Raw genomic sequence first — 18,222 nt, 5'->3', positions numbered from 1 at the left:
TGCCGTGAGGAAGATCCACGGACCATGGGGAACACCCCTGACCCGACCCTGACCCACCCCCGAGCACACCCGAGGCCCGCACCCCGGAACGGGGTACGGGCCTCGGGCTCGGACGGGAGGAATCAGAAGCGGCGGGTGATGAGCGCGCGCTTGACTTCCTGGATCGCCTTCGTGACCTCGATGCCACGCGGGCACGCGTCGGTGCAGTTGAAGGTCGTGCGGCAGCGCCACACGCCGTCCTTGTCGTTCAGGATCTCCAGCCGCTGCTCGCCGGCCTCGTCGCGCGAGTCGAAGATGAAGCGGTGGGCGTTGACGATCGCCGCCGGGCCGAAGTACTGGCCGTCGTTCCAGAACACCGGGCACGAGGACGTGCACGCGGCGCACAGGATGCACTTGGTGGTGTCGTCGAAGCGCTCGCGGTCCTCGGCGGACTGCAGGCGCTCACGCGTCGGCTCGTTGCCCTTGGTGACCAGGAACGGCATGACGTCGCGGTACGCCTGGAAGAAGGGCTCCATGTCGACCACGAGGTCCTTCATCACCGTGAGGCCCTTGATGGCCTCGACGGTGATCGGCTTCTCCGGGTTGATGTCCTTGATCAGCGTCTTGCAGGCGAGCCTGTTCTTGCCGTTGATCCGCATCGCGTCGGAGCCGCAGATGCCGTGCGCGCACGAGCGGCGGAAGGTCAGCGTGCCGTCGAGGTCCCACTTGATCTTGTGGAGACCGTCGAGCACGCGCTCCTTCGGGTCGATCTCGATCTGGAAGTCCTGCCACTCCGCCTCGGCCGAGACCTCGGGGTTGTAGCGGCGGATCCGGAACGTGACCGTGATGTACGGCGAGGCGGCGGCCGCCGCCTCCATCTTGTCCAGGGTCGGGGTGGCCATCAGTACTTACGCTCCATCGGCTGGTAGCGGGTGACGACGACGGGCTTGTAGTCCAGGCGGACGGAGTCCTGGCCGTTGTCGTCGACCTCGCGGTACGCCATGGTGTGGCGCATGAAGTTGACGTCGTCGCGGTTCGGGTAGTCCTCGCGGTAGTGACCGCCGCGGGACTCCTTGCGCGCGAGCGCGGACACGGCCATGACCTCGGCCAGGTCGAGCAGGTTGCCCAGCTCGATGGCCTCCAGCAGGTCCGTGTTGAAGCGCTTGCCCTTGTCCTGGACGGACACGTTCTTGTAGCGCTCGCGCAGCTCCGCGATCTTCTCGACCGCGGTCTTGATGGTCTGCTCCGTACGGAAGACCATCACGCACGCGTCCATCGTCTCCTGGAGCTCCAGGCGCAGGTCGGCGACCCGCTCCTTGCCCGTGGAGTTGCGCAGGTGCTCGACCAGGTCGGCGACCTGCTGCGCCGGGTTCTCCGGCAGCTCGACGTAGTCGTTCTCGGCCGCGTACTTGGCCGCCGCGATGCCGGAGCGCTTGCCGAAGACGTTGATGTCCAGCAGCGAGTTGGTGCCCAGGCGGTTGGCGCCGTGCACCGACACGCACGCGACCTCGCCGGCCGCGTACAGGCCGGGGACGACGGTGGTGTTGTCCGCCAGGACCTCACCCTCGACGTTGGTCGGGATGCCGCCCATGGCGTAGTGCGCGGTGGGCTGGATCGGGATCGGGTCCGTGTAGGGCTCGATGCCGAGGTAGGTGCGCGCGAACTCGGTGATGTCCGGGAGCTTCGCGTCGAGCTGCTCCGGCGGCAGGTGCGTCAGGTCCAGGTACACGTGGTCGCCGGCGGGGCCGCAGCCGCGGCCCTCGCGGATCTCCGTGTAGATGGAGCGCGAGACGACGTCACGGGACGCGAGGTCCTTCATGACCGGCGCGTACTTCTCCATGAAGCGCTCGCCGTCCTTGTTGCGCAGGATGCCGCCCTCACCGCGGGCGCCCTCCGTCAGCAGGATGCCCATGCGCCAGATGCCCGTCGGGTGGAACTGGAAGAACTCCATGTCCTCCAGCGGCAGGCCGCGGCGGTAGCAGGCCGCCTGGCCGTCACCCGTGAGGGTGTGCGCGTTGGAGGTCACCTTGAAGAACTTGCCGGTGCCGCCGGAGGCGTAGATGACGGCCTTGGCCTGGAACACGTGGATCTCGCCGGTGGCGAGCTCGTACGCGACCACACCGGCCGACTTCTTGACGCCGTCCTCCTCCACCAGGAGCTGGTCCAGGACGTAGAACTCGTTGAAGAACTCCACGCCCTCCTTGACGCAGTTCTGGTACAGCGTCTGGAGGATCATGTGGCCCGTGCGGTCCGCGGCGTAGCAGGACCGGCGGACCGGGGCCTCGCCGTGGTTGCGGGAGTGGCCGCCGAAGCGGCGCTGGTCGATGGTGCCGTCCGGGGTGCGGTTGAACGGCAGGCCCATCTTCTCCAGGTCGAGGACCGCGTCGATGGCCTCCTTCGCCAGGATCTCGGCGGCGTCCTGGTCGACCAGGTAGTCACCGCCCTTGACCGTGTCGAAGGTGTGCCACTCCCAGTTGTCGTCCTCCACGTTGGCCAGCGCGGCGGCCATGCCGCCCTGCGCGGCACCCGTGTGGGAGCGGGTGGGGTAGAGCTTCGTCAGCACGGCGGTGCGGCTGCGCTTCGTCGACTCGATGGCGGCGCGCATGCCGGCGCCACCTGCACCGACGATGACGGTGTCGTACTTGTGGATCTTCATTTGGTTCGCCTCAGCCCCGTTGCCTAGCGGATGTTCGGGTCGAAGGTGAAGATCACCAGCGTGCCCAGAAGGATGGTGAACACCGTGGCGGTGTAGAGCAGGCCCTTCAGCCACAGCCGCGTGTTGGCGCGCTCCGCGTAGTCGTTGATGACGGTACGCAGGCCGTTGGCGCCGTGCAGCATGGCCAGCCACAGCATCAGCAGGTCCCAGACCTGCCAGAACGGGGACGCCCAGCGGCCGGCCACGAAGGCGAAGCCGATCTTGGAGACGCCGCCGTCCAGCACCAGCTGGATCAGCAGGTGGCCGATGACGAGGACGACGAGCACGATGCCCGAGAGGCGCATGAAGAGCCACGCGGCCATCTCGAAGTTGCCGCGGGTCGAGCGCGGGGTCTTGCCCGTGCGCTTGCGCGGGGCCTCGATGTAGGGCGCCGGGTTGTCGGTGTCGTAGAGGGAAACGCCCTCCACGTCGCCGATCGCCTTGGCGGAAGAAGTGTCAGAAGACATGCGTGTCACTTCCCGAACAGTTCGAGGTAGGCGTGGCCCAGTACGGGGTACAGGGCGCAGCCCATCAGGACGACCCAGATGCCCACGACCCACCAGAGCATCGTCTTCTGGTGGCGGGGGCCCTTGGACCAGAAGTCCACGGCGATGACACGGAGACCGTTGAGCGCGTGGAACAGGATTGCGGCGACGAGGCCGTACTCCAGCAGCGCGACGATCGGAGTCTTGTAGGTAGCCACGACATCGTCGTACGCCTCGGGGGAGACGCGGACGAGAGCGGTGTCGAGGACGTGTACGAACAGGAAGAAGAAAATGAGGACGCCGGTGACTCGATGAGCCACCCAGGACCACATTCCTTCCCGGCCGCGGTACAACGTTCCAGCCGGCACGGAAAACCCTCCGGAAGCGGGGCGGGGGCCAGCCGGCTTCTTTGTCGGTCGGGCCCGGCCGGGTACGGTCCACCGGCCCCGGACATCGTAGCGACGCTTTGTCGGTTCCCTCGCCCGGGGTCCGTCGGTGTGATCAAACAGGCACGGACGGGCTATCCCGCAGGGGCAAATAGCCCGAAATCGGCAGCAGGCAGGCCGTCGTCGGGGTCCCAGGGCCGTGCACCGGCGAGTCGGTCCAGCAGCCGGACGGTCCGGGACCGGGCGACCAGTCGCAGTTCCTCGGCGGAGATCGAGCGCTCCTCGTCGATCTCGTGAGCCATCCTGCGGCGGATCGCGGCCAGCAGCTGGTCCACCTGTTCCTCCGGCGGGTGTCCGTCCAGGCAGATCACGAAGGCGTGCCCGAAGGTCCGCTCGTACTCCGCCCGCGCCGCGTCGAGGGCGAGGAGCGCGGCGTACGGGGCGCCCTGGCCCAGCTCCGCCGAGGACTCCCGGGCCAGCGCCTCGGAGAGGTCGCCCTGGGAGAGGTCGTACGAGGCCTCGTCGCAGGCCGCCAGCAGGGCGGTGGTGTCCGGGTAGGGGCGGTGGGCGGCCACCCGGTGGGCCCAGCGTCCGCTGCCGCAGCAGCGCAGCAGGACCGTGCGGGCGGTCTCGGGCGGCAGGGAGTTGAACCGCGCCAGTCCGGCGCCGGGGGCGGAGGCCGGACCGCGGACCTGTGCCGGAAGATGGCTGGACAGCGGACTACTCCTCGGGGCGCGGCGCGGGTGTACCGCCACGCTAGCGATCTCTGAGCGGCCGTGCCCTGCCCGTTCGGGGATTTCACCCGGAAGTGAGCCGAAAGGATGATGCCGGGGAGGTTTGCCCCGGCTGGAGAGGGGAGGGCGACCGAGGCCGCCACCCCCCACAGGAGAGGCCCCGGTCGCCATCCGCCACGGACTCGTGCGACAAGCCCGTATTCATGTCAGCGTATGGAGTGCGTTTTCTGTCACACCCCGCTCCGCGCAGGGTTGGTTGCTGGTTGTACAACTCGTGGACGAGAGGTACGTGAAAGCCGTAACGTGCGGATTTGCGCCACACGTACAGGACGTTGAACGGGTTGGGGACTTTGCTGGGGGACGACGCGGAGCTGACCGCCGCGGTGCTCGCGGCACAGGACGGCGACGAGAGCGCGTTCCGGACTGTGTACCGCGCCGTGCACCCGCGCCTGCTCGGATACGTACGCACGCTCGTCGGGGACGGCGACGCCGAGGACGTGACCTCCGAGGCCTGGCTGCAGATCGCCCGCGACCTCGGATCCTTCACCGGCGACGCCGACCGCTTCCGCGGCTGGGCCGCCCGCATCGCCCGCAACCGGGCCCTCGACCACATCCGCATGCGCGGCCGCCGCCCCGCCATCGGCGGCGACGAGACCGAGCTGACCGGCCGGGCCGCGGACTCCGACACGTACGGCGAGGCCATGGAGGCCCTGTCCACCGGGCGGACCATGAAGCTGATAGCCCAGCTGCCGCAGGACCAGGCCGAGGCCGTCGTCCTGCGCGTGGTCGTCGGCCTGGACGCCAAGAGCGCGGCCGAGACCCTCGGCAAGCGCCCCGGCGCGGTCCGCACGGCAGCGCACCGGGGGCTGAAGAAGCTCGCGGAACTGCTGAGCGCGGAGTTCGGCCCCGCCGGTGCGGCGGGCGGGACGGGCGGGACGGGAAACGAAGCAGAACCCCGCGCCCGGGTCGGCCATAATGCCGGGGACCAGGCACGGGAGCGTGATCTCGACGCGGTGCCCGCGCAGCGCGCTCGGGCGGGGGACCTGGTGGAGCAAACCGGTGTGACGCATTCACGTTGGCGGACGCAGAAGGACATGTGATGGCCGACGAGCACAACGCGTGGCTGGACAGGGCCACGGCGGACGAGCTGCTGCGCGGAGGAACCCCCGGCCCGGTCGGATCCGGTGCCGACCCGCGCGCCCGGGCGGAGGCCGCCCGCATGCGCGCCGCCCTCGACGCCCTGGCGCCCCGCTCAGCCGGGGGTGAACTGCCCGGTGAGGAAGCCGCCCTGGCCGCCTTCCGCGCGGCACGCGCCGAGGTGCCCGCGACGGCGCCCGCGGTGACGCCCGCGGTGACGCCCGCCGCGGCCGGACCCGGCGTGCCCGGGGGAGGCGACCGCGAACCCCTGGTCGACCTGGCACCGATACCCCCCGTACGGATACCCGCGCAGCGGCGTCCCGTGACGGCCGCGCGGTTCGGGCTGGCGGCCGCGCTGGCCGGCGTCGCCGTCGGCGGGATCGCCGCCGTCGCCGGCACCGGCCTGCTGGACCGCGCCGCGCACCTGACGGCGGGCCCCGCCCCGGCGGTCTCGGTCAGCGTCGACTCGGACCCGGCGCCCGCCGGGGACGCCGCCAACCCCACCCTCGTCCCGCAGCTGCGGCCGACCCCCTCCCTGGGCGTCGACGGCTTCTCGCGAGGCCCGGACGCCTCGCTGACGCCGGGCACGGGGACGCGTCCGCTCCCCGACGTCGCGCCCAGCCTGTCGGTACCGCCCGGCACGGCCGCCTCGGGCGGTGGCGGCGGGGGCGCGGCGGGCACCGACGGCACCCGCGACAGGTTCATCGACAGCGGCGGCACCGCCACCGACAGCGGGAAGAACCAGGGCGGCGAGGCGGAGAAGCCGCGCCCCGAGGACCTGTGCCGGGACAACAAGGCGAAGAAGCTCGCCGAGGACCGGCGCGAGTACCTCTCCAAGCTCGCCGGCGGGGCCGCGAAGGTCCAGCGCTTCTGCGCGACCCTGCTGGACGGGGCCCCCCGGGGCGGTGTCCCGCAGAGCGGGGCCGACCAGGGCAGCGCCCCGCTGCCCACCCCGTCCCCCCTGACGGGCGGCGGGCTGGGCTTCCGCTCCCGCTGAGACGGCGGCCGGAACGGGCAGCTGAAACGTTTCGGCAAGCTTCCCGCGCGGGGGCAGTAACACTTTTCGAACCGCCGGCGCAGTACGTATCGAGCCGACTGGTCATCGGCCGCGCACGAGCCGGGGTTCCCCCCGTACCCCTGGGCTCGGCGCACCCGGCGCGGGCGGGGCACGTTCCCCCGGCCCTGCCCGCGCCCCCTCTTCTCCCTCTTCCGGGACCGGCCGGCGGACCGGGACCACCCCGGGATCACCAGTAGACGACGACCTTGTCGCCCACCTTCACCTGGTCGAACAGCTCCGACAGCTTCTTCTTGTCCCGGACGTTCACACAGCCGTGCGAGGCGCCGTCGTAGCCGCGGGCCGCGAAGTCGGACGAGTAGTGCACCGCCTGGCCCTGGCTGAAGAACATCGAGTAGGGCATCGACGTGTGGTAGAGCGTCGACGTCCACTCCCTCGCCTTCCACTCCACCTGGAACAGGCCCTCTCGGGTCGGCGTGTTCTCCGAGCCGAAGCGCACGTCCATCGTGGAGACGACCTTGCCGTCGATCATCCAGGCCAGGGTGCGGCTCTCCTTGCTGATGCACATCACCCGGCCCTGCATGCAGCGCGGGTCCGGAGCGTCCACCTCGTTGGTGGTCGGCGGGCGCAGCTCCTCCTCCGTCGGCTTCTTGGTGAGGCCCTGCACCTTCTGCCAGGTGGCCTCGTCCACCGACCCGGTGGCGGGCAGCCCGTGCTGCGACTGGAAGGTCTTGACCGCGGCGGTCGTCTTCGAACCGTAGAAGGCGGTGGGCGCCGTCGACACCAGCTTGAGCTGGCGCAGCCGCGCCTGGAGCTCGCGGACCTGCTCGCTCTCGTCGCCGTTGGCCATGAGCGGCTTGGCGCCGGGAGCGGCCGACCCCGAGGGAGCGGACGAGGACGGCTGCGAGGGCGGAGCGGACGGCGAGGCCGAGCCGGGCTTGTCGTCCTGCCTGGACGGGGAGGCCGAGGGGGAGCCGCCGGCCGGTGAGGAGGGGGAGACCGGGCCGGCACCGGGATTCTGCGGGCCGCACGCGGTCGCGGCGAGCGCGACGGCGGCGGCCAGGCCGAGCGTGCGGATGAAGACTCTCTGTCGGTGCATGGCGGTTCCCCCGAGTTCAACGTCGTGTATCTAGGTGATGCCTCACGGGCGTGGACAGTTGCGGACGAACGCGCGATGTTGCCCCATTGTGACCAGGCTGTCGCGGGCTCGGTCGGTTGTACCAGCCCCGGGCCCGTCGGCTCCACGGACACGGAGGCTCCACCCCATGGCCCGTCCCACGGCGCGAACCGAAAGCGGAATCCCCGTCGAACCGGTCTACGGCCCCGACGACCTGACGGGATGGGACCCGCGGGCCAGTCTCGGCAGTCCGGGGGAGTACCCCTTCACCCGGGGGATTCACCCCACCATGTACACCGGACGGCCCTGGACCATGCGCCAGTACGCCGGCTTCGGCACGGCCGCCGAGTCCAACGCCCGCTACCGGGCGCTCATCGAGGGCGGCGGGACCGGCCTGTCCGTGGCCTTCGACCTGCCCACGCAGATGGGGCACGACTCCGACGCCCCGCTCGCGCACGGGGAGGTCGGCAAGGTCGGCGTCGCCGTCGACTCGGTCGAGGACATGCGGGTGCTCCTCGCCGGGATCCCCCTCGACCGGGTGTCCACCTCGATGACCATCAACGCCCCGGCCGCCCTGCTGCTCCTGATGTACCAGCTCGTCGCCGAGGAACAGGGCATCGCGGGCGGGCAGCTGACGGGCACCGTGCAGAACGACGTTCTGAAGGAGTACATCGCGCGCGGCACGTACATCTTCCCGCCCGGCCCCTCCCTGCGGCTGACCGCCGACACCTTCCGCTACTGCCGCGAGCAGATCCCCAGGTGGAACACCATCTCCGTCTCCGGCTACCACATGGCCGAAGCCGGGGCCTCGCCCGTGCAGGAGATCGCCTTCACCCTCGCCGACGCGATCGCGTACGTCCGCACCGCGCTCGCCGCCGGGATGGCGGTCGACGAGTTCGCACCCCGGCTCTCCTTCTTCTTCGTCGCCCGGACCACGCTGCTGGAGGAGGTGGCCAAGTTCCGGGCCGCCCGGCGGATCTGGGCCCGGGTGATGCGCGAGGAGTTCGGGGCCCGGGACCCGAAGTCGCTGATGCTGCGCTTCCACACCCAGACGGCCGGGGTGCAGCTGACGGCGCAGCAGCCCGAGCTGAACCTCGTACGCGTGGGAGTGCAGGCGCTGGCCGCCGTACTGGGCGGCACCCAGTCGCTGCACACCAACTCCTTCGACGAGGCCATCGCGCTGCCGACCGAGAAGGCGGCCCGCCTCGCGCTGCGCACCCAGCAGGTGCTGGCGTACGAGACGGACGTACCGCTGACGGTCGACCCCTTCGCCGGGTCGTACGCGGTGGAGCGGATGACGGACGAGGTGGAGGCGGCCGTGCTCGCGCTGATGCGGCGGATCGAGGACATGGGCGGGGCGGTCGCCGCGATCGAGGCCGGGTTCCAGAAGGAGGAGATCGAGGCCAACGCCTACCGGATCGCCCGCGAACAGGAGAGCGGGGAGCGGATCGTGGTCGGGGTCAACCGCTTCGCGCTGGAGCGCGAGGAGCCCTACGAGCCGCTGCGGGTCGACCCGGCGATCGAGGCCCGCCAGTGCTCCGCCCTGGCACGGCTCAGGGCGGAGCGGGACGCCGGCGCCGTCTCGGCGGCGCTGGCCGGGCTGCGGGCGGCGGCGGCCGGGACGCGGGAGAACGTACTGCCCCCGATGAAGGAGGCCCTGCGGGCGCGGGCCACGGTGGGGGAGGTCTGCGGGGTGCTGCGGGAGGTCTGGGGCAGCTACGAACCGTCCCGTTCCGCCCACTGAAACCGAGTGGCGCGACAGGTGTGTCCTCATGCGACACTCCTGCTCATGCTGGGTGTGACAGATCTTCCTACCTATCTCGCCGCCGTCGTGCTGATCGTGCTGCTGCCGGGGCCCAACTCGCTGTACGTGCTCTCCGTCGCCTCACGGCGCGGGATCAAGGAGGGCTACAAGGCGGCCTGCGGGGTGTTCACCGGGGACACCGTGCTCATGGTGCTCGCGGCGGTCGGCGCGGGCGCGCTGCTCCAGGCCAGCCCGGTGCTGTTCACCGTGGTCAAGGTGCTCGGCGCCGGCTACCTGGGCTGGCTGGCCGTCGGCATGATGCGGGCCGCCTGGGGCATGTGGCGCACCCGCGGGGCCCGGCACGAGGAGCTCGTCACCGGGGAGGAGGCGGCCGGCGCGGCCGAGCACCCCTACCGGCGGGCGCTGCTGGTCAGCCTGCTCAACCCGAAGGCGATCCTCTTCCTGCTGTCGTTCTTCGTGCAGTTCGTCGACCCCGGGTACGCCTATCCGGCGCTGTCGTTCCTGCTGCTCGGCACGGTCTCGCAGCTGATCAGCTTCCTGTACCTGTCCACCCTCATATTCGCGGGCACCCGCCTGTCCGCCGCCTTCCGCCGCCGCAAGCGGCTGTCGGCCGGGGCGACGTCGGCGGCCGGCGTGATCTTCCTCGGCTTCGCGGCGAAGCTCGCCGTCAGCTGACCCGGCCCGGTCCTCGGCCGATCCGGCCCAGCCGCCCGCCCAGCCCCTTGCGCAGGCGGTGCACCGTACGCCGGACGGCCGGGCTCCGCGGCAGGAACGACAGCTGTGCCGGGATCCCGCCCGGCAGCCCCAGCGTGGTCAGCCGACGGCGGCCGAAGTAGCGCCGCGTGTGCGGGCTCAGGTGCCGGGCGAGATGGGCCTCGGCCTCCGCCCGGCGCCCGGCCAGCACCTTGGGCTGCATCGTGAAGCCCACCGCCGCGACCAGCCCGGCCAGGTCCGCCGGCGGGTCCTGCGCCGGCCCGTGCAGGTCCGGGACCAGCGCGTCCACCAGCGTCAGCGGGATCCGGTTGCTGTTCTGGTACGGGGCCAGGCGCGCCAGCAGCGCCGCCGTCCCGGTACGCGCCACCGGGATCCCGTACAGCGCCCGCGCCGTCAGCAGCCCGGTCGAGAAGCAGCCCGCCACCAGCGCCGGGCGCAGCCGCTGGTACAGGACCTCGGCCGGCACCGGCGCGTCCAGCACCGTCAGCCGCGCCCCGAGCCGCTCGGCCTCGGCCCGCGCCCGCCGCCAGTACGCCGCCGGGGCGCTCGGGTGCGGTTTGAACACCAGCTCCCGGTGGCCCCACTCGAAGGCCCCGCGCACCATGTCGGCGTGCAGCTCCTCCTCCTCGTCGGGGGACATCAGGTCCAGCGCCGACAAGTACTGGCCCAGCAGCAGCGCGGGCGGCTCCTCCTCGCGGGGCTCGCAGCCGGCGGCCGACACCTCGGGCAGGTCCGCCAGCTCCGCCAGGACCTTCAGCAGCGCGGGCGCCGGCACCACCTCCCCCCGCACCCCGAACTCCGTCAGCAGCAGCGGCTCCAGCCCCGGGACCAGGTCCGGGTGCAGCACCCGGCGCACCCGCATGCCGATCTGCGGGTCGAGCCGGAAGCGGGTGGGTCCGTACGACATCAGCCCGTCGGCGTAGACGTCGACCGCCGCCCCCGGGAACAGCCGGCACAGGCTCTGCGCGGGCGGCACCTGGAGGGACTCCACGACCAGTTCCACCCGGTCCGAGCCCAGCCCCCACAGCGCGCGCAGCTGCCGCTCCCAGATCGGCACGTCCTCCGGGCGCGGGGCCCAGGTGCTGGGGTGCTGCGGGGCGATCACCGCGTTCCAGTCGAGCACCTCGTCGAAGCGGGTGCGCAGCGCGCCGAAGCCCGGCAGGGCGTCGAGCCCGGGGGTGATCTCGGGGGTGAGGGAGTGGTTGCTGGTCAGCAGGATCCGCCGGCCGGCCGGCGGGAGGGCGCCCGAGTCGAGGGCGGCGGCGAGGGTGGCCGTCCCGTAGAGGGTGGAGGCGAGGAAGACCTGGGTGACGTTCACGAGGCCGCCCCCGCCACGTGGGCCCCCGCGGCCCGCCGCCGCCGGCGCAGTCCCCGCAGCAGGGCCGAGCGCTCGGCGTCCATCGAGCCGATGACCCGGTCCAGTACCGGCGCGGGCATGCGGCCGAGCGCGGCCGCGCTCATGGAGCGGAGTTTTTTCGCCACGGCCGGTTCGAACCTCTCGCTGGAGCCGATGTGGTGCGCGATGATTGCGCAATACGTTCGGACGGCCTTGGGGATCAGCAGTTCGTATTCCCGGTCGGTCGCCACGTCCGCGAGGACCTGGTCGAATGCGCGAATGAAATCGAGCTGGCGTTCGTCGCCGATCTGCGTCAACGAGGTGGAAATGCCCCGCCGGTAGAACACCCCCGGCAGGCCCACCGCCGCGAAGGAAGCGGCCTCGCGGTGCAGCCGCCAGATCCACGGCCGGTCCTCCGCCGTCCGCAGCCCGTCGGTGAAGTGCAGCAGCCCCCGCTCCAGCAGCCGCCGGTGGTACATCCCCGCCCAGGCGTACGGATAGTCCACCGCCGTGGCCCGCGAGACCGGCAGGATCCCGGCGCGCGGATCGCCCACCACCATCTCGGGCCCGTACGGCACCCGCTGCACGGCGCGCGTCCGGCCCGTCACCTGGACGTGGTCGGTCCGCACGAAATCGCAGCCCAGCGCCTCGATGGCGGCCAGGGTGCGGACGAGGTGGCCCGGCGCCAGCCAGTCGTCGCCGTCCAGGAAGGCGATGTACTCCCCGCGCGCCGCGTCCAGCCCCGTGTTGCGGGCGGTGGCCAGCCCGCCGTTGCGGTCCCGTCTGAGGTGCACCGCCCCCGGCAGCCCGCCGGCCGCCGCACGCTCCAGCAGCTCGGGCGTCCCGTCCGTGGAACGGTCGTCGACCAGCAGGAACTCGAAGTCCCCGCGGGCGTTCAGTTCGAGACTCTTCAGGGCGTCCGGTGCGTATGTCTGCACGTTGTAGAACGGCACGACAACAGAGAGCTTGACCACCCGCGAGACAATAGGACGCGCCCCGGCATTCACCGTGGCCCGGATGCGGATTCCATGTGAACGAAACGGGGCGGGTGCGTTAACCCGGTCGCTTTCGCATTTCGTCGACGGGTTGTTAACCCGCCGTTGTGCGCTCGTTGGGCCGAACACCGGAAATGCGGAATAGCTTCTGCCGGGTGCCAGTGCCACTCAGAAGCAGCCGGGCCGATCAACGTATCGCCGTACTCGCCGATTCCGACACACGCTGGAAATGGGGCGCCCTCACCGCCCGCCGCCTCGCCCCGGGGAACCACCGGGTCACCGGCTACCTGCTGCGCGGCCGGGCCACCCCCACCCCGCGCCAGCTCGGCGAGGCGGGCGTCGGAGCGGACGCCGCGCCGGTGGAGGTGACCTGCGCCCAGTTCCTCGCGGAGCTCGCGGGCGGCCGGGAACGGTACGACGTGGTCGTGCTGGCCCTCGTCGGCGGCGCCGTCCAGGCCGTACTGCACGGGGCCCGCGCCCTGTGGCCGGAGCCCGCCGCCCGGCCGGTGTTCGTCACCGGGTACGTCGGGGTCGTGTACGAGAAGCTCGCCGACGGGCTGCTGCTGCGGCACGGGGCCGACCTCGTCCTCGCCAACTCCCGCCACGACGCCGCCCGCTTCCGCGCCGTCTACGAGGGGGCGGGCGCCGACCCCGACGCCGTCACCGAGACGGCCCTCCCCTTCCTGGACGGAGCGCCGTACGAACCCGCCGGGAACCGCACCCACCGGGTGGTCTTCGCGGTGCAGCCCTCCGTACCGGAGAGCCGCGCCGACCGCGCGTACCTGCTGGGCCGCGCCGCCGGCCACGCGCGGCTGCACCCGGACCGCGAGGTGCTGGTCAAGCTGCGCAGCAGGCCGGGGGAGCACACCACCCACCTGGAGGAGCACCCCTACCAGCGCCTCGCCGAGCGCCTCCCGGGCGGGCTCCCGCCGAACTGCCGCCTGGTCTACGGGAACATGGGCGAGGTGCTGGACGGCACCGACCTGCTGGTCACGGTGTCCTCCACCGCGGCCCTGGAATCCCTGCACCGGGGCATCCCGACGGCCGTCCTGACCGACCTCGGCATCCGCGAGGCACTGGGCAACCAGCACTTCCTCGGCTCGGGCTGCCTCACTTCGTGGGACCAGCTGGACCGCGGCCTCCTCCCCGGGGCCGACCCCTCCTGGCCGGCGGCCCACGGCGTCCCCGGCCCGGAACCCGCCGACCCGTACGCCGCCGCGCGGCAGCGCCTCGACGGGCTGCTCGCGGCCGACCGGCTGCCGCCCGTCGACCCGTACTACACGCTCGCCACCGCCCCCGGGTACCTGCCCGGGATCCTGGCCCGCCAGCACCTCGCCCCCGACGGGACCCCGCTGCCGGGCGCCGTCCGGCCGGGCGGGTCGGCGGCCCGCCGGTGGCTGCGGGCGCACCTGCGCGAGGCCGCCCGGGGGGCCTACCGGCACGGGGTCCAGCGCGTGGCCCCGGTCATCCGCCGGCTGGGCGAGCTGTGAGGGTCCTCGCCGTGATCCCGGCGCGGGGCGGGTCCAAGGGGGTGCCGGGGAAGAACACCGCACCCGTCGGCGGGGTCCCGCTCGTCGCCCGCGCCGTGCGCGCCTGCCGGGCCGCGCCCACCGTCACCGACGTGGTGGTCTCCACCGATTCCGGGTCCGTGGCCGCCGCCGCCCGCGCCGCCGGGGCCCACGTGATCTCCCGGCCCGCCGCCCTCTCCGGGGACACCGCGAGCAGCGAGGCCGCCGTACTGCACGCCCTGGACGCCTTCGAAGAGCTGCACTCCCTCACCGTGGACGTGGTCCTCCTGGTCCAGTGCACCAGCCCCTTCCTGACCGGCCCGGACGTCGAGTCCGTCGCCTCCGCCGTGGCCTCCGGCGCCGCCGACTCCGCCCTGACCGCCGCCCCCTTCCACGGCTTCCTCTGGCGCCGCGCGCCCGACGGCTCCGGGAGCGGGGTCAACCACGAGGCCGCGTACCGCCCCCGCCGCCAGGACCGCCCCGAGGAACTGCTGGAGACCGGCGCGGCCTACGCCATGAACGCCGCCGGCTTCCGCGCCGCCCGGCACCGCTTCTTCGGACGCACCCTCCCCGTCCCCGCCGACCCGGCACGCGTCCTGGAGATCGACGACCCGCACGACCTGGCCCGTGCGCGCCTCCTCGCGCCCCTGTTCGACACCCCGCAAGACACCCCACGCACCGAGCGAAGGACACCACCCGCCATGACGGTCGCCACCACCGAACCCCGCCTCCGCACCTTCGGCCCGCGCGTCGCCGGCCCCGGCCGGCCCGTCTACGTCGTCGGCGAGATCGGCATCAACCACAACGGCGACCTCGGCACCGCCTTCGCCCTGATCGACGCCGCCGTCGAAGCCGGATGCGACGCCGTCAAGTTCCAGAAGCGCACCCCCGAGATCTGCACCCCCCGCGACCAGTGGGACGTCGAACGCGACACCCCCTGGGGCCGCATGACGTACATCGACTACCGCCACCGCGTCGAGTTCGGCGAGTCCGACTACCTCGCCATCGACGAGCACTGCGCCAAGCGCGGCATCGACTGGTTCGCCTCCCCCTGGGACACCGAGGCCGTCGCCTTCCTGGAGAAGTTCGACCCGCCCGCCCACAAGGTGGCCTCCGCCTGCCTCACCGACGACGAGCTGCTGCGCGCCCTGCGCGCCACCGGCCGCACCGTCGTCCTCTCCACCGGCATGTCCACCCCCAAGCAGATCCGGCACGCCGTCGAGGTGCTCGGCAGCGACAGCATCCTGCTCTGCCACGCCACTTCCACCTACCCGGCCAAGGCCGAGGAGCTCAACCTGCGCGTCATCAACACGCTCCAGGAGGAGTACCCCAACGTCCCGATCGGCTACTCCGGCCATGAGACCGGCCTCCAGACCACCCTGGCAGCCGTCGCCCTCGGCGCCGCCTTCGTCGAGCGGCACATCACCCTGGACCGCGCCATGTGGGGCTCCGACCAGGCCGCCTCCGTCGAGCCGGGCGGCCTCTCCCGCCTGGTCCGCGACATCCGCACCATCGAGACCGCCCTCGGCGACGGCGTCAAGCGCGTCTACGCCTCCGAACTCGGCCCCATGAAGAAGCTCCGCCGCGTCCAGGGCACCCTCCCCGCCCCGGCAGCGGTCTGAGCCGGCCGCCGCCCCCTCCTCCCCCGAGCGGAGTACGTGGTGAACCCTTCCGCCCCCACCCTGGCCCTCGTGGAGAGCCCGGTCCAGCTCCTCAACGTGCTGGAATGGGCACACACCCGGCGCGGGCGCGAGCCCCTGCTGACCGCCGTCCCGGCCCAGCCCGGCCCCCTCGCCGGGCGCCGCGGGCCCGACCCGCGCACGGTCGCCGACCGGCTGCGGATCGTCGTCCTGCCGCCCACCGACCCCATGTCCCGGGGACAGCTGCGCCGGGTCGCCGGGATCGCCCGCGACGAGGGGTACGCCGTCCACTGGCAGGAGGCCCGCGGCGGCTCCGGCGCCCCCCTGCGGGCCCTCGCCGCCCTCGGCCCGGCCGTGCGCCGCGCCGAGCGGATCGTGGTCGGCGACCCCTTCTCCCGCTTCGTCCAGCTGCTGCTGACCCCGGCCGCGGCCGCCACCGAACTCGTCGTCGTCGACGACGGCACCGCCACCATGGAGTTCGTCGCACAGCTCGGCCGCGGCGAGCGGCTGCGCCGCTGGCACCGCACCGGCAGCGGACCCCTGTCCCGGGCGCGGGAACTCGCGTACGCACCGGTGTCGGGCGCGGCCCGGCGCCGGCTGCGGCCGGGGGAGGGGCGCCGCGTCGAGCTGTTCACCTCGATGCCGGTCACCCCGCTGCCCGGGACCGAGCTGCGGGTCAACGACTTCGCCTGGACCCGCGCCCGCTTCGGCCCGCCCCGCCTGACCAAGGGCACCGACCTCGTCGGCACCTCCCTGGTGGAGACCGGCGTCGTCGACCCGGCCAGCTACCTGGAAGCCGTGTGCGCCCTGACCCGGGAGCACGGCGTGACCCGGTACTTCGCGCACCGCCGGGAGACGCCGGAGAAGCTGCGCGCGCTGAGCGAGGCGACCGGGCTGGAGATCGTACGGCCGGACCTGCCGCTGGAGCTGATCGCCCGTCGGGGACCGGTGGGACGTACGATCGTCAGCTTTCCGTCCACGGTCGTCCACACGCTGCCGTACGCCCTCACCGGCACTGGCGTGACGGTGGCCGTATGCGGTATCGACCCCGCCTGGCTCGCCCCCGGAGCCTCCCCCAGGGCCCGCGGCTTCCTCGCGGGCGTCACCGACACCGCCCGTGATGTGCGCAGACTCCCCGCACGGAGCGCCCCCGCGGCCGGATGAGCGCGCGAGTTTACCCCCGGCCGCAACCGGTCATGCGTCCAGAGGCCGCTTTTCTATCCCCTAAGGGCATGAACTTTTGGTGATCTACGGACAGTTGACCCATCCGTGCGCCTACCCTTCAACGGGTGAACCAGTTGATGTCCCGCGAGCCCCAGACCGCCCTGCCCGGCAAGCCTGTCCGGCCCGAGCTGCCCGGCAAGCTGCCGGACCGGCTCCGTGCCGAACTGATCGCCTTCCGCCGGGACTTGCACATGCACCCCGAGCTAGGACACCAGGAGTTCCGCACCACCGCGGCGATCAAGGCCCGGCTGGAGAAAGCCGGCCTGCGACCACGCGTCCTGAAGTCCGGCACCGGGCTCATCTGTGACGTCGGCACCTGGGACGGGGGACGGCCGATGCTGGCCCTGCGCGCGGACATCGACGCCCTGCCCATCCCGGACGCCAAGACGCACGTCTCGTACCGCTCCACCTACCCGGACCGCGCCCACGCCTGCGGGCACGACGTCCACACCACCGTCGTCCTCGGCGCCGGCCTGGTGCTCGCCGAGCTCGACCGCCAGGGCCTGCTGCCCCGGCCGGTGCGGCTGCTGTTCCAGCCGGCCGAGGAGGTGCTGCCCGGCGGGGCGACCGAGGCCATCGAGTCCGGGGTGCTGGACGGCATCGGCAAGATCATCGCGGTGCACTGCGACCCCCGGGTCGACGCGGGCATGATCGGCCTGCGGCCCGGCCCCATCACCTCGGCCTGCGACCGCCTGGAGGTCACCCTCGACGGCCCGGGCGGCCACACCGCCCGCCCGCACCTGACCACCGACATGGTGACGGCCGCCGCGCGGGTCGCCGTCGACGTGCCGGCCCTGCTGGCCCGCCGGATGGACGCCCGCTCGGGCATGTCCGTCACCTGGGGCCGGATCGAGTCCGGGCACGCCTGCAACGTCGTCCCGATGCACGCCGAGCTGTCCGGCACGGTCCGCTGCCTGGACCTCAACGCCTGGTACGAGGCCCCCGACATGATCCACGCGGCGATCGACGAGGTCGCCACGATGCACGGGGCGAAGTTCGAGATCAACCACGTGCGCGGCGTGCCGCCGGTGGTCAACGACCCGGTGGTCACCGAACTGCTCCGGGAGGCCATGGGCGCCCGGCGCGGCCCCGAGTCGGTGGAGGACACCGAGCAGAGCCTGGGCGGCGAGGACTTCTCCTGGTACCTGGAGCACGTCCCCGGAGCCATGGCCCGCCTCGGCGTCCGCCGCCCGGGCGACACCGCCAAGCGGGACCTGCACCGCGGCGACTTCGACGTCGACGAGTCCTCGATCGGCTACGGAGTCGAGTTCTTCACCGCGGCCGCACTCCTCGACGGCCGCCGCAACACGGCCGTCACGTCAAAGATCGGGTAAAGCTCCATACAACACCGGCGGGTCTCCTGTCGGCGACGTCCAGCCCTTGGTACACAAGGGCTGGACGCCTGTCCCGTTACCGATCGGTCACTGTCCGGTTCGCGACGATCCGATAACGACTCATGAACGGGCCTTTAACTGACATCTACGCGCGTTAC

The 18,222-nt window shown here is 72.3% G+C and carries 16 protein-coding genes and 1 pseudogene; 9 read left to right on the top strand and 8 right to left on the bottom strand.

Annotated features, from left to right (window positions below):
• Positions 1–122 precede the first annotated feature (122 nt).
• The 5 genes from ACZ7IF_RS11780 to ACZ7IF_RS11760 all read right to left on the bottom strand — a co-directional run bounded on the left by ACZ7IF_RS11780 (position 123) and on the right by ACZ7IF_RS11760 (position 4,300).
• Positions 123–881 (bottom strand): succinate dehydrogenase iron-sulfur subunit, encoded by a 759-nt coding sequence (locus ACZ7IF_RS11780; RefSeq protein WP_007266035.1) that lies wholly within the window; start codon positions 879–881, stop codon positions 123–125.
• The gene (gene sdhA, locus ACZ7IF_RS11775) at positions 881–2,635 is read right to left on the bottom strand and encodes a succinate dehydrogenase flavoprotein subunit (protein WP_469111508.1); all 1,755 of its coding nucleotides are present in this window, start codon (positions 2,633–2,635) and stop codon (positions 881–883) included. The genes ACZ7IF_RS11780 and sdhA overlap by 1 nt, the downstream gene beginning before the upstream one ends.
• Positions 2,636–2,658: 23 nt before the next feature.
• Positions 2,659–3,141, bottom strand: coding sequence for a succinate dehydrogenase hydrophobic membrane anchor subunit (locus ACZ7IF_RS11770; RefSeq protein ID WP_267033120.1), 483 nt, complete (start codon positions 3,139–3,141; stop codon positions 2,659–2,661).
• Positions 3,142–3,146: 5 nt separating this feature from the next.
• Positions 3,147–3,527 (bottom strand): succinate dehydrogenase, cytochrome b556 subunit, encoded by a 381-nt coding sequence (gene sdhC, locus ACZ7IF_RS11765; RefSeq protein WP_285345622.1) that lies wholly within the window; start codon positions 3,525–3,527, stop codon positions 3,147–3,149.
• 152 nt (positions 3,528–3,679) lie between these two features.
• Positions 3,680–4,300: a 2-oxo-4-hydroxy-4-carboxy-5-ureidoimidazoline decarboxylase gene (locus ACZ7IF_RS11760; RefSeq protein ID WP_470967460.1), complete on the bottom strand. Its 621-nt coding sequence runs from the start codon at positions 4,298–4,300 to the stop codon at positions 3,680–3,682.
• A 329-nt stretch (positions 4,301–4,629) separates the two neighbouring features.
• Here ACZ7IF_RS11760 and ACZ7IF_RS11755 point away from each other — a divergent pair, with 329 nt between their 5' ends.
• Positions 4,630–5,379, top strand: a complete 750-nt coding sequence (locus tag ACZ7IF_RS11755) for an RNA polymerase sigma factor (protein WP_470968197.1) — start codon at positions 4,630–4,632, stop codon at positions 5,377–5,379.
• The gene (locus ACZ7IF_RS11750) at positions 5,379–6,413 is read left to right on the top strand and encodes a hypothetical protein (RefSeq protein ID WP_470967454.1); all 1,035 of its coding nucleotides are present in this window, start codon (positions 5,379–5,381) and stop codon (positions 6,411–6,413) included. The genes ACZ7IF_RS11755 and ACZ7IF_RS11750 overlap by 1 nt, the downstream gene beginning before the upstream one ends.
• A gap of 247 nt (positions 6,414–6,660) precedes the next feature.
• Here ACZ7IF_RS11750 and ACZ7IF_RS11745 read toward each other — a convergent pair whose 3' ends face one another.
• Entirely contained in the window at positions 6,661–7,530 is an 870-nt protein-coding gene (locus ACZ7IF_RS11745; RefSeq protein WP_470967447.1) for a L,D-transpeptidase family protein, read from the bottom strand.
• A gap of 166 nt (positions 7,531–7,696) precedes the next feature.
• Here ACZ7IF_RS11745 and ACZ7IF_RS11740 point away from each other — a divergent pair, with 166 nt between their 5' ends.
• Both ACZ7IF_RS11740 and leuE read left to right on the top strand, forming a co-directional pair.
• On the top strand, positions 7,697–9,292 hold the full coding sequence (locus ACZ7IF_RS11740; protein WP_470967442.1) for an acyl-CoA mutase large subunit family protein: 1,596 nt from the start codon (positions 7,697–7,699) through the stop codon (positions 9,290–9,292).
• Between the two features lie 45 nt (positions 9,293–9,337).
• The gene (leuE, locus tag ACZ7IF_RS11735; RefSeq protein WP_470967438.1) at positions 9,338–9,988 is read left to right on the top strand and encodes a leucine efflux protein LeuE; all 651 of its coding nucleotides are present in this window, start codon (positions 9,338–9,340) and stop codon (positions 9,986–9,988) included.
• Here the strand turns inward: leuE and ACZ7IF_RS11730 are convergent.
• Both ACZ7IF_RS11730 and ACZ7IF_RS11725 read right to left on the bottom strand, forming a co-directional pair.
• The gene (locus tag ACZ7IF_RS11730; RefSeq protein WP_470967435.1) at positions 9,981–11,345 is read right to left on the bottom strand and encodes a polysialyltransferase family glycosyltransferase; all 1,365 of its coding nucleotides are present in this window, start codon (positions 11,343–11,345) and stop codon (positions 9,981–9,983) included. The genes leuE and ACZ7IF_RS11730 overlap by 8 nt on opposite strands.
• Positions 11,342–12,337 (bottom strand): glycosyltransferase family 2 protein, encoded by a 996-nt coding sequence (locus ACZ7IF_RS11725; protein ID WP_470967427.1) that lies wholly within the window; start codon positions 12,335–12,337, stop codon positions 11,342–11,344. The genes ACZ7IF_RS11730 and ACZ7IF_RS11725 overlap by 4 nt, the downstream gene beginning before the upstream one ends.
• A 155-nt stretch (positions 12,338–12,492) precedes the next feature.
• Between ACZ7IF_RS11725 and ACZ7IF_RS11720 the strand changes: the two genes are divergently transcribed.
• From ACZ7IF_RS11720 to ACZ7IF_RS11700, 5 genes and pseudogenes are all read left to right on the top strand, one after another.
• Positions 12,493–13,848, top strand: coding sequence for a DUF6716 putative glycosyltransferase (locus ACZ7IF_RS11720; RefSeq protein WP_470967423.1), 1,356 nt, complete (start codon positions 12,493–12,495; stop codon positions 13,846–13,848).
• Positions 13,752–14,213, top strand: a pseudogene (locus ACZ7IF_RS11715) (cytidylyltransferase domain-containing protein); the annotation flags it as partial. The gene ACZ7IF_RS11720 and the pseudogene ACZ7IF_RS11715, both read left to right, overlap by 97 nt.
• A 354-nt stretch (positions 14,214–14,567) precedes the next feature.
• Positions 14,568–15,488 carry an N-acetylneuraminate synthase family protein gene (locus ACZ7IF_RS11710; RefSeq protein WP_470968192.1) on the top strand — a complete coding sequence of 307 codons (921 nt, stop codon included), beginning with the start codon at positions 14,568–14,570 and terminating at the stop codon, positions 15,486–15,488.
• Between the two features lie 39 nt (positions 15,489–15,527).
• Positions 15,528–16,670, top strand: a complete 1,143-nt coding sequence (locus ACZ7IF_RS11705) for a hypothetical protein (protein WP_470967419.1) — start codon at positions 15,528–15,530, stop codon at positions 16,668–16,670.
• Positions 16,671–16,807: 137 nt separating this feature from the next.
• Positions 16,808–18,064, top strand: coding sequence for an amidohydrolase (locus ACZ7IF_RS11700; RefSeq protein WP_470968187.1), 1,257 nt, complete (start codon positions 16,808–16,810; stop codon positions 18,062–18,064).
• Positions 18,065–18,222 lie beyond the last annotated feature (158 nt).

The organism is Streptomyces sp. NPDC037421 (genome assembly GCF_055602105.1).
This window is presented reverse-complemented; position numbering and strand designations above follow the sequence as displayed.

What these genes read in the sequence shown, in the direction of transcription:
- ACZ7IF_RS11780 (WP_007266035.1), bottom strand. Translation starts at nt 881, where the DNA reads ATGGCCACCCCGACCCTGGACAAGATGGAGGCGGCGGCCGCCGCCTCG.
- sdhA (WP_469111508.1), bottom strand. Translation starts at nt 2,635, where the DNA reads ATGAAGATCCACAAGTACGACACCGTCATCGTCGGTGCAGGTGGCGCC.
- ACZ7IF_RS11770 (WP_267033120.1), bottom strand. Translation starts at nt 3,141, where the DNA reads ATGTCTTCTGACACTTCTTCCGCCAAGGCGATCGGCGACGTGGAGGGC.
- ACZ7IF_RS11750 (WP_470967454.1), top strand. Translation starts at nt 5,379, where the DNA reads ATGGCCGACGAGCACAACGCGTGGCTGGACAGGGCCACGGCGGACGAG.
- ACZ7IF_RS11745 (WP_470967447.1), bottom strand. Translation starts at nt 7,530, where the DNA reads ATGCACCGACAGAGAGTCTTCATCCGCACGCTCGGCCTGGCCGCCGCC.
- ACZ7IF_RS11740 (WP_470967442.1), top strand. Translation starts at nt 7,697, where the DNA reads ATGGCCCGTCCCACGGCGCGAACCGAAAGCGGAATCCCCGTCGAACCG.
- leuE (WP_470967438.1), top strand. Translation starts at nt 9,338, where the DNA reads ATGCTGGGTGTGACAGATCTTCCTACCTATCTCGCCGCCGTCGTGCTG.
- ACZ7IF_RS11720 (WP_470967423.1), top strand. Translation starts at nt 12,493, where the DNA reads ATGCGGAATAGCTTCTGCCGGGTGCCAGTGCCACTCAGAAGCAGCCGG.
- ACZ7IF_RS11710 (WP_470968192.1), top strand. Translation starts at nt 14,568, where the DNA reads ATGACGGTCGCCACCACCGAACCCCGCCTCCGCACCTTCGGCCCGCGC.
- ACZ7IF_RS11700 (WP_470968187.1), top strand. Translation starts at nt 16,808, where the DNA reads ATGTCCCGCGAGCCCCAGACCGCCCTGCCCGGCAAGCCTGTCCGGCCC.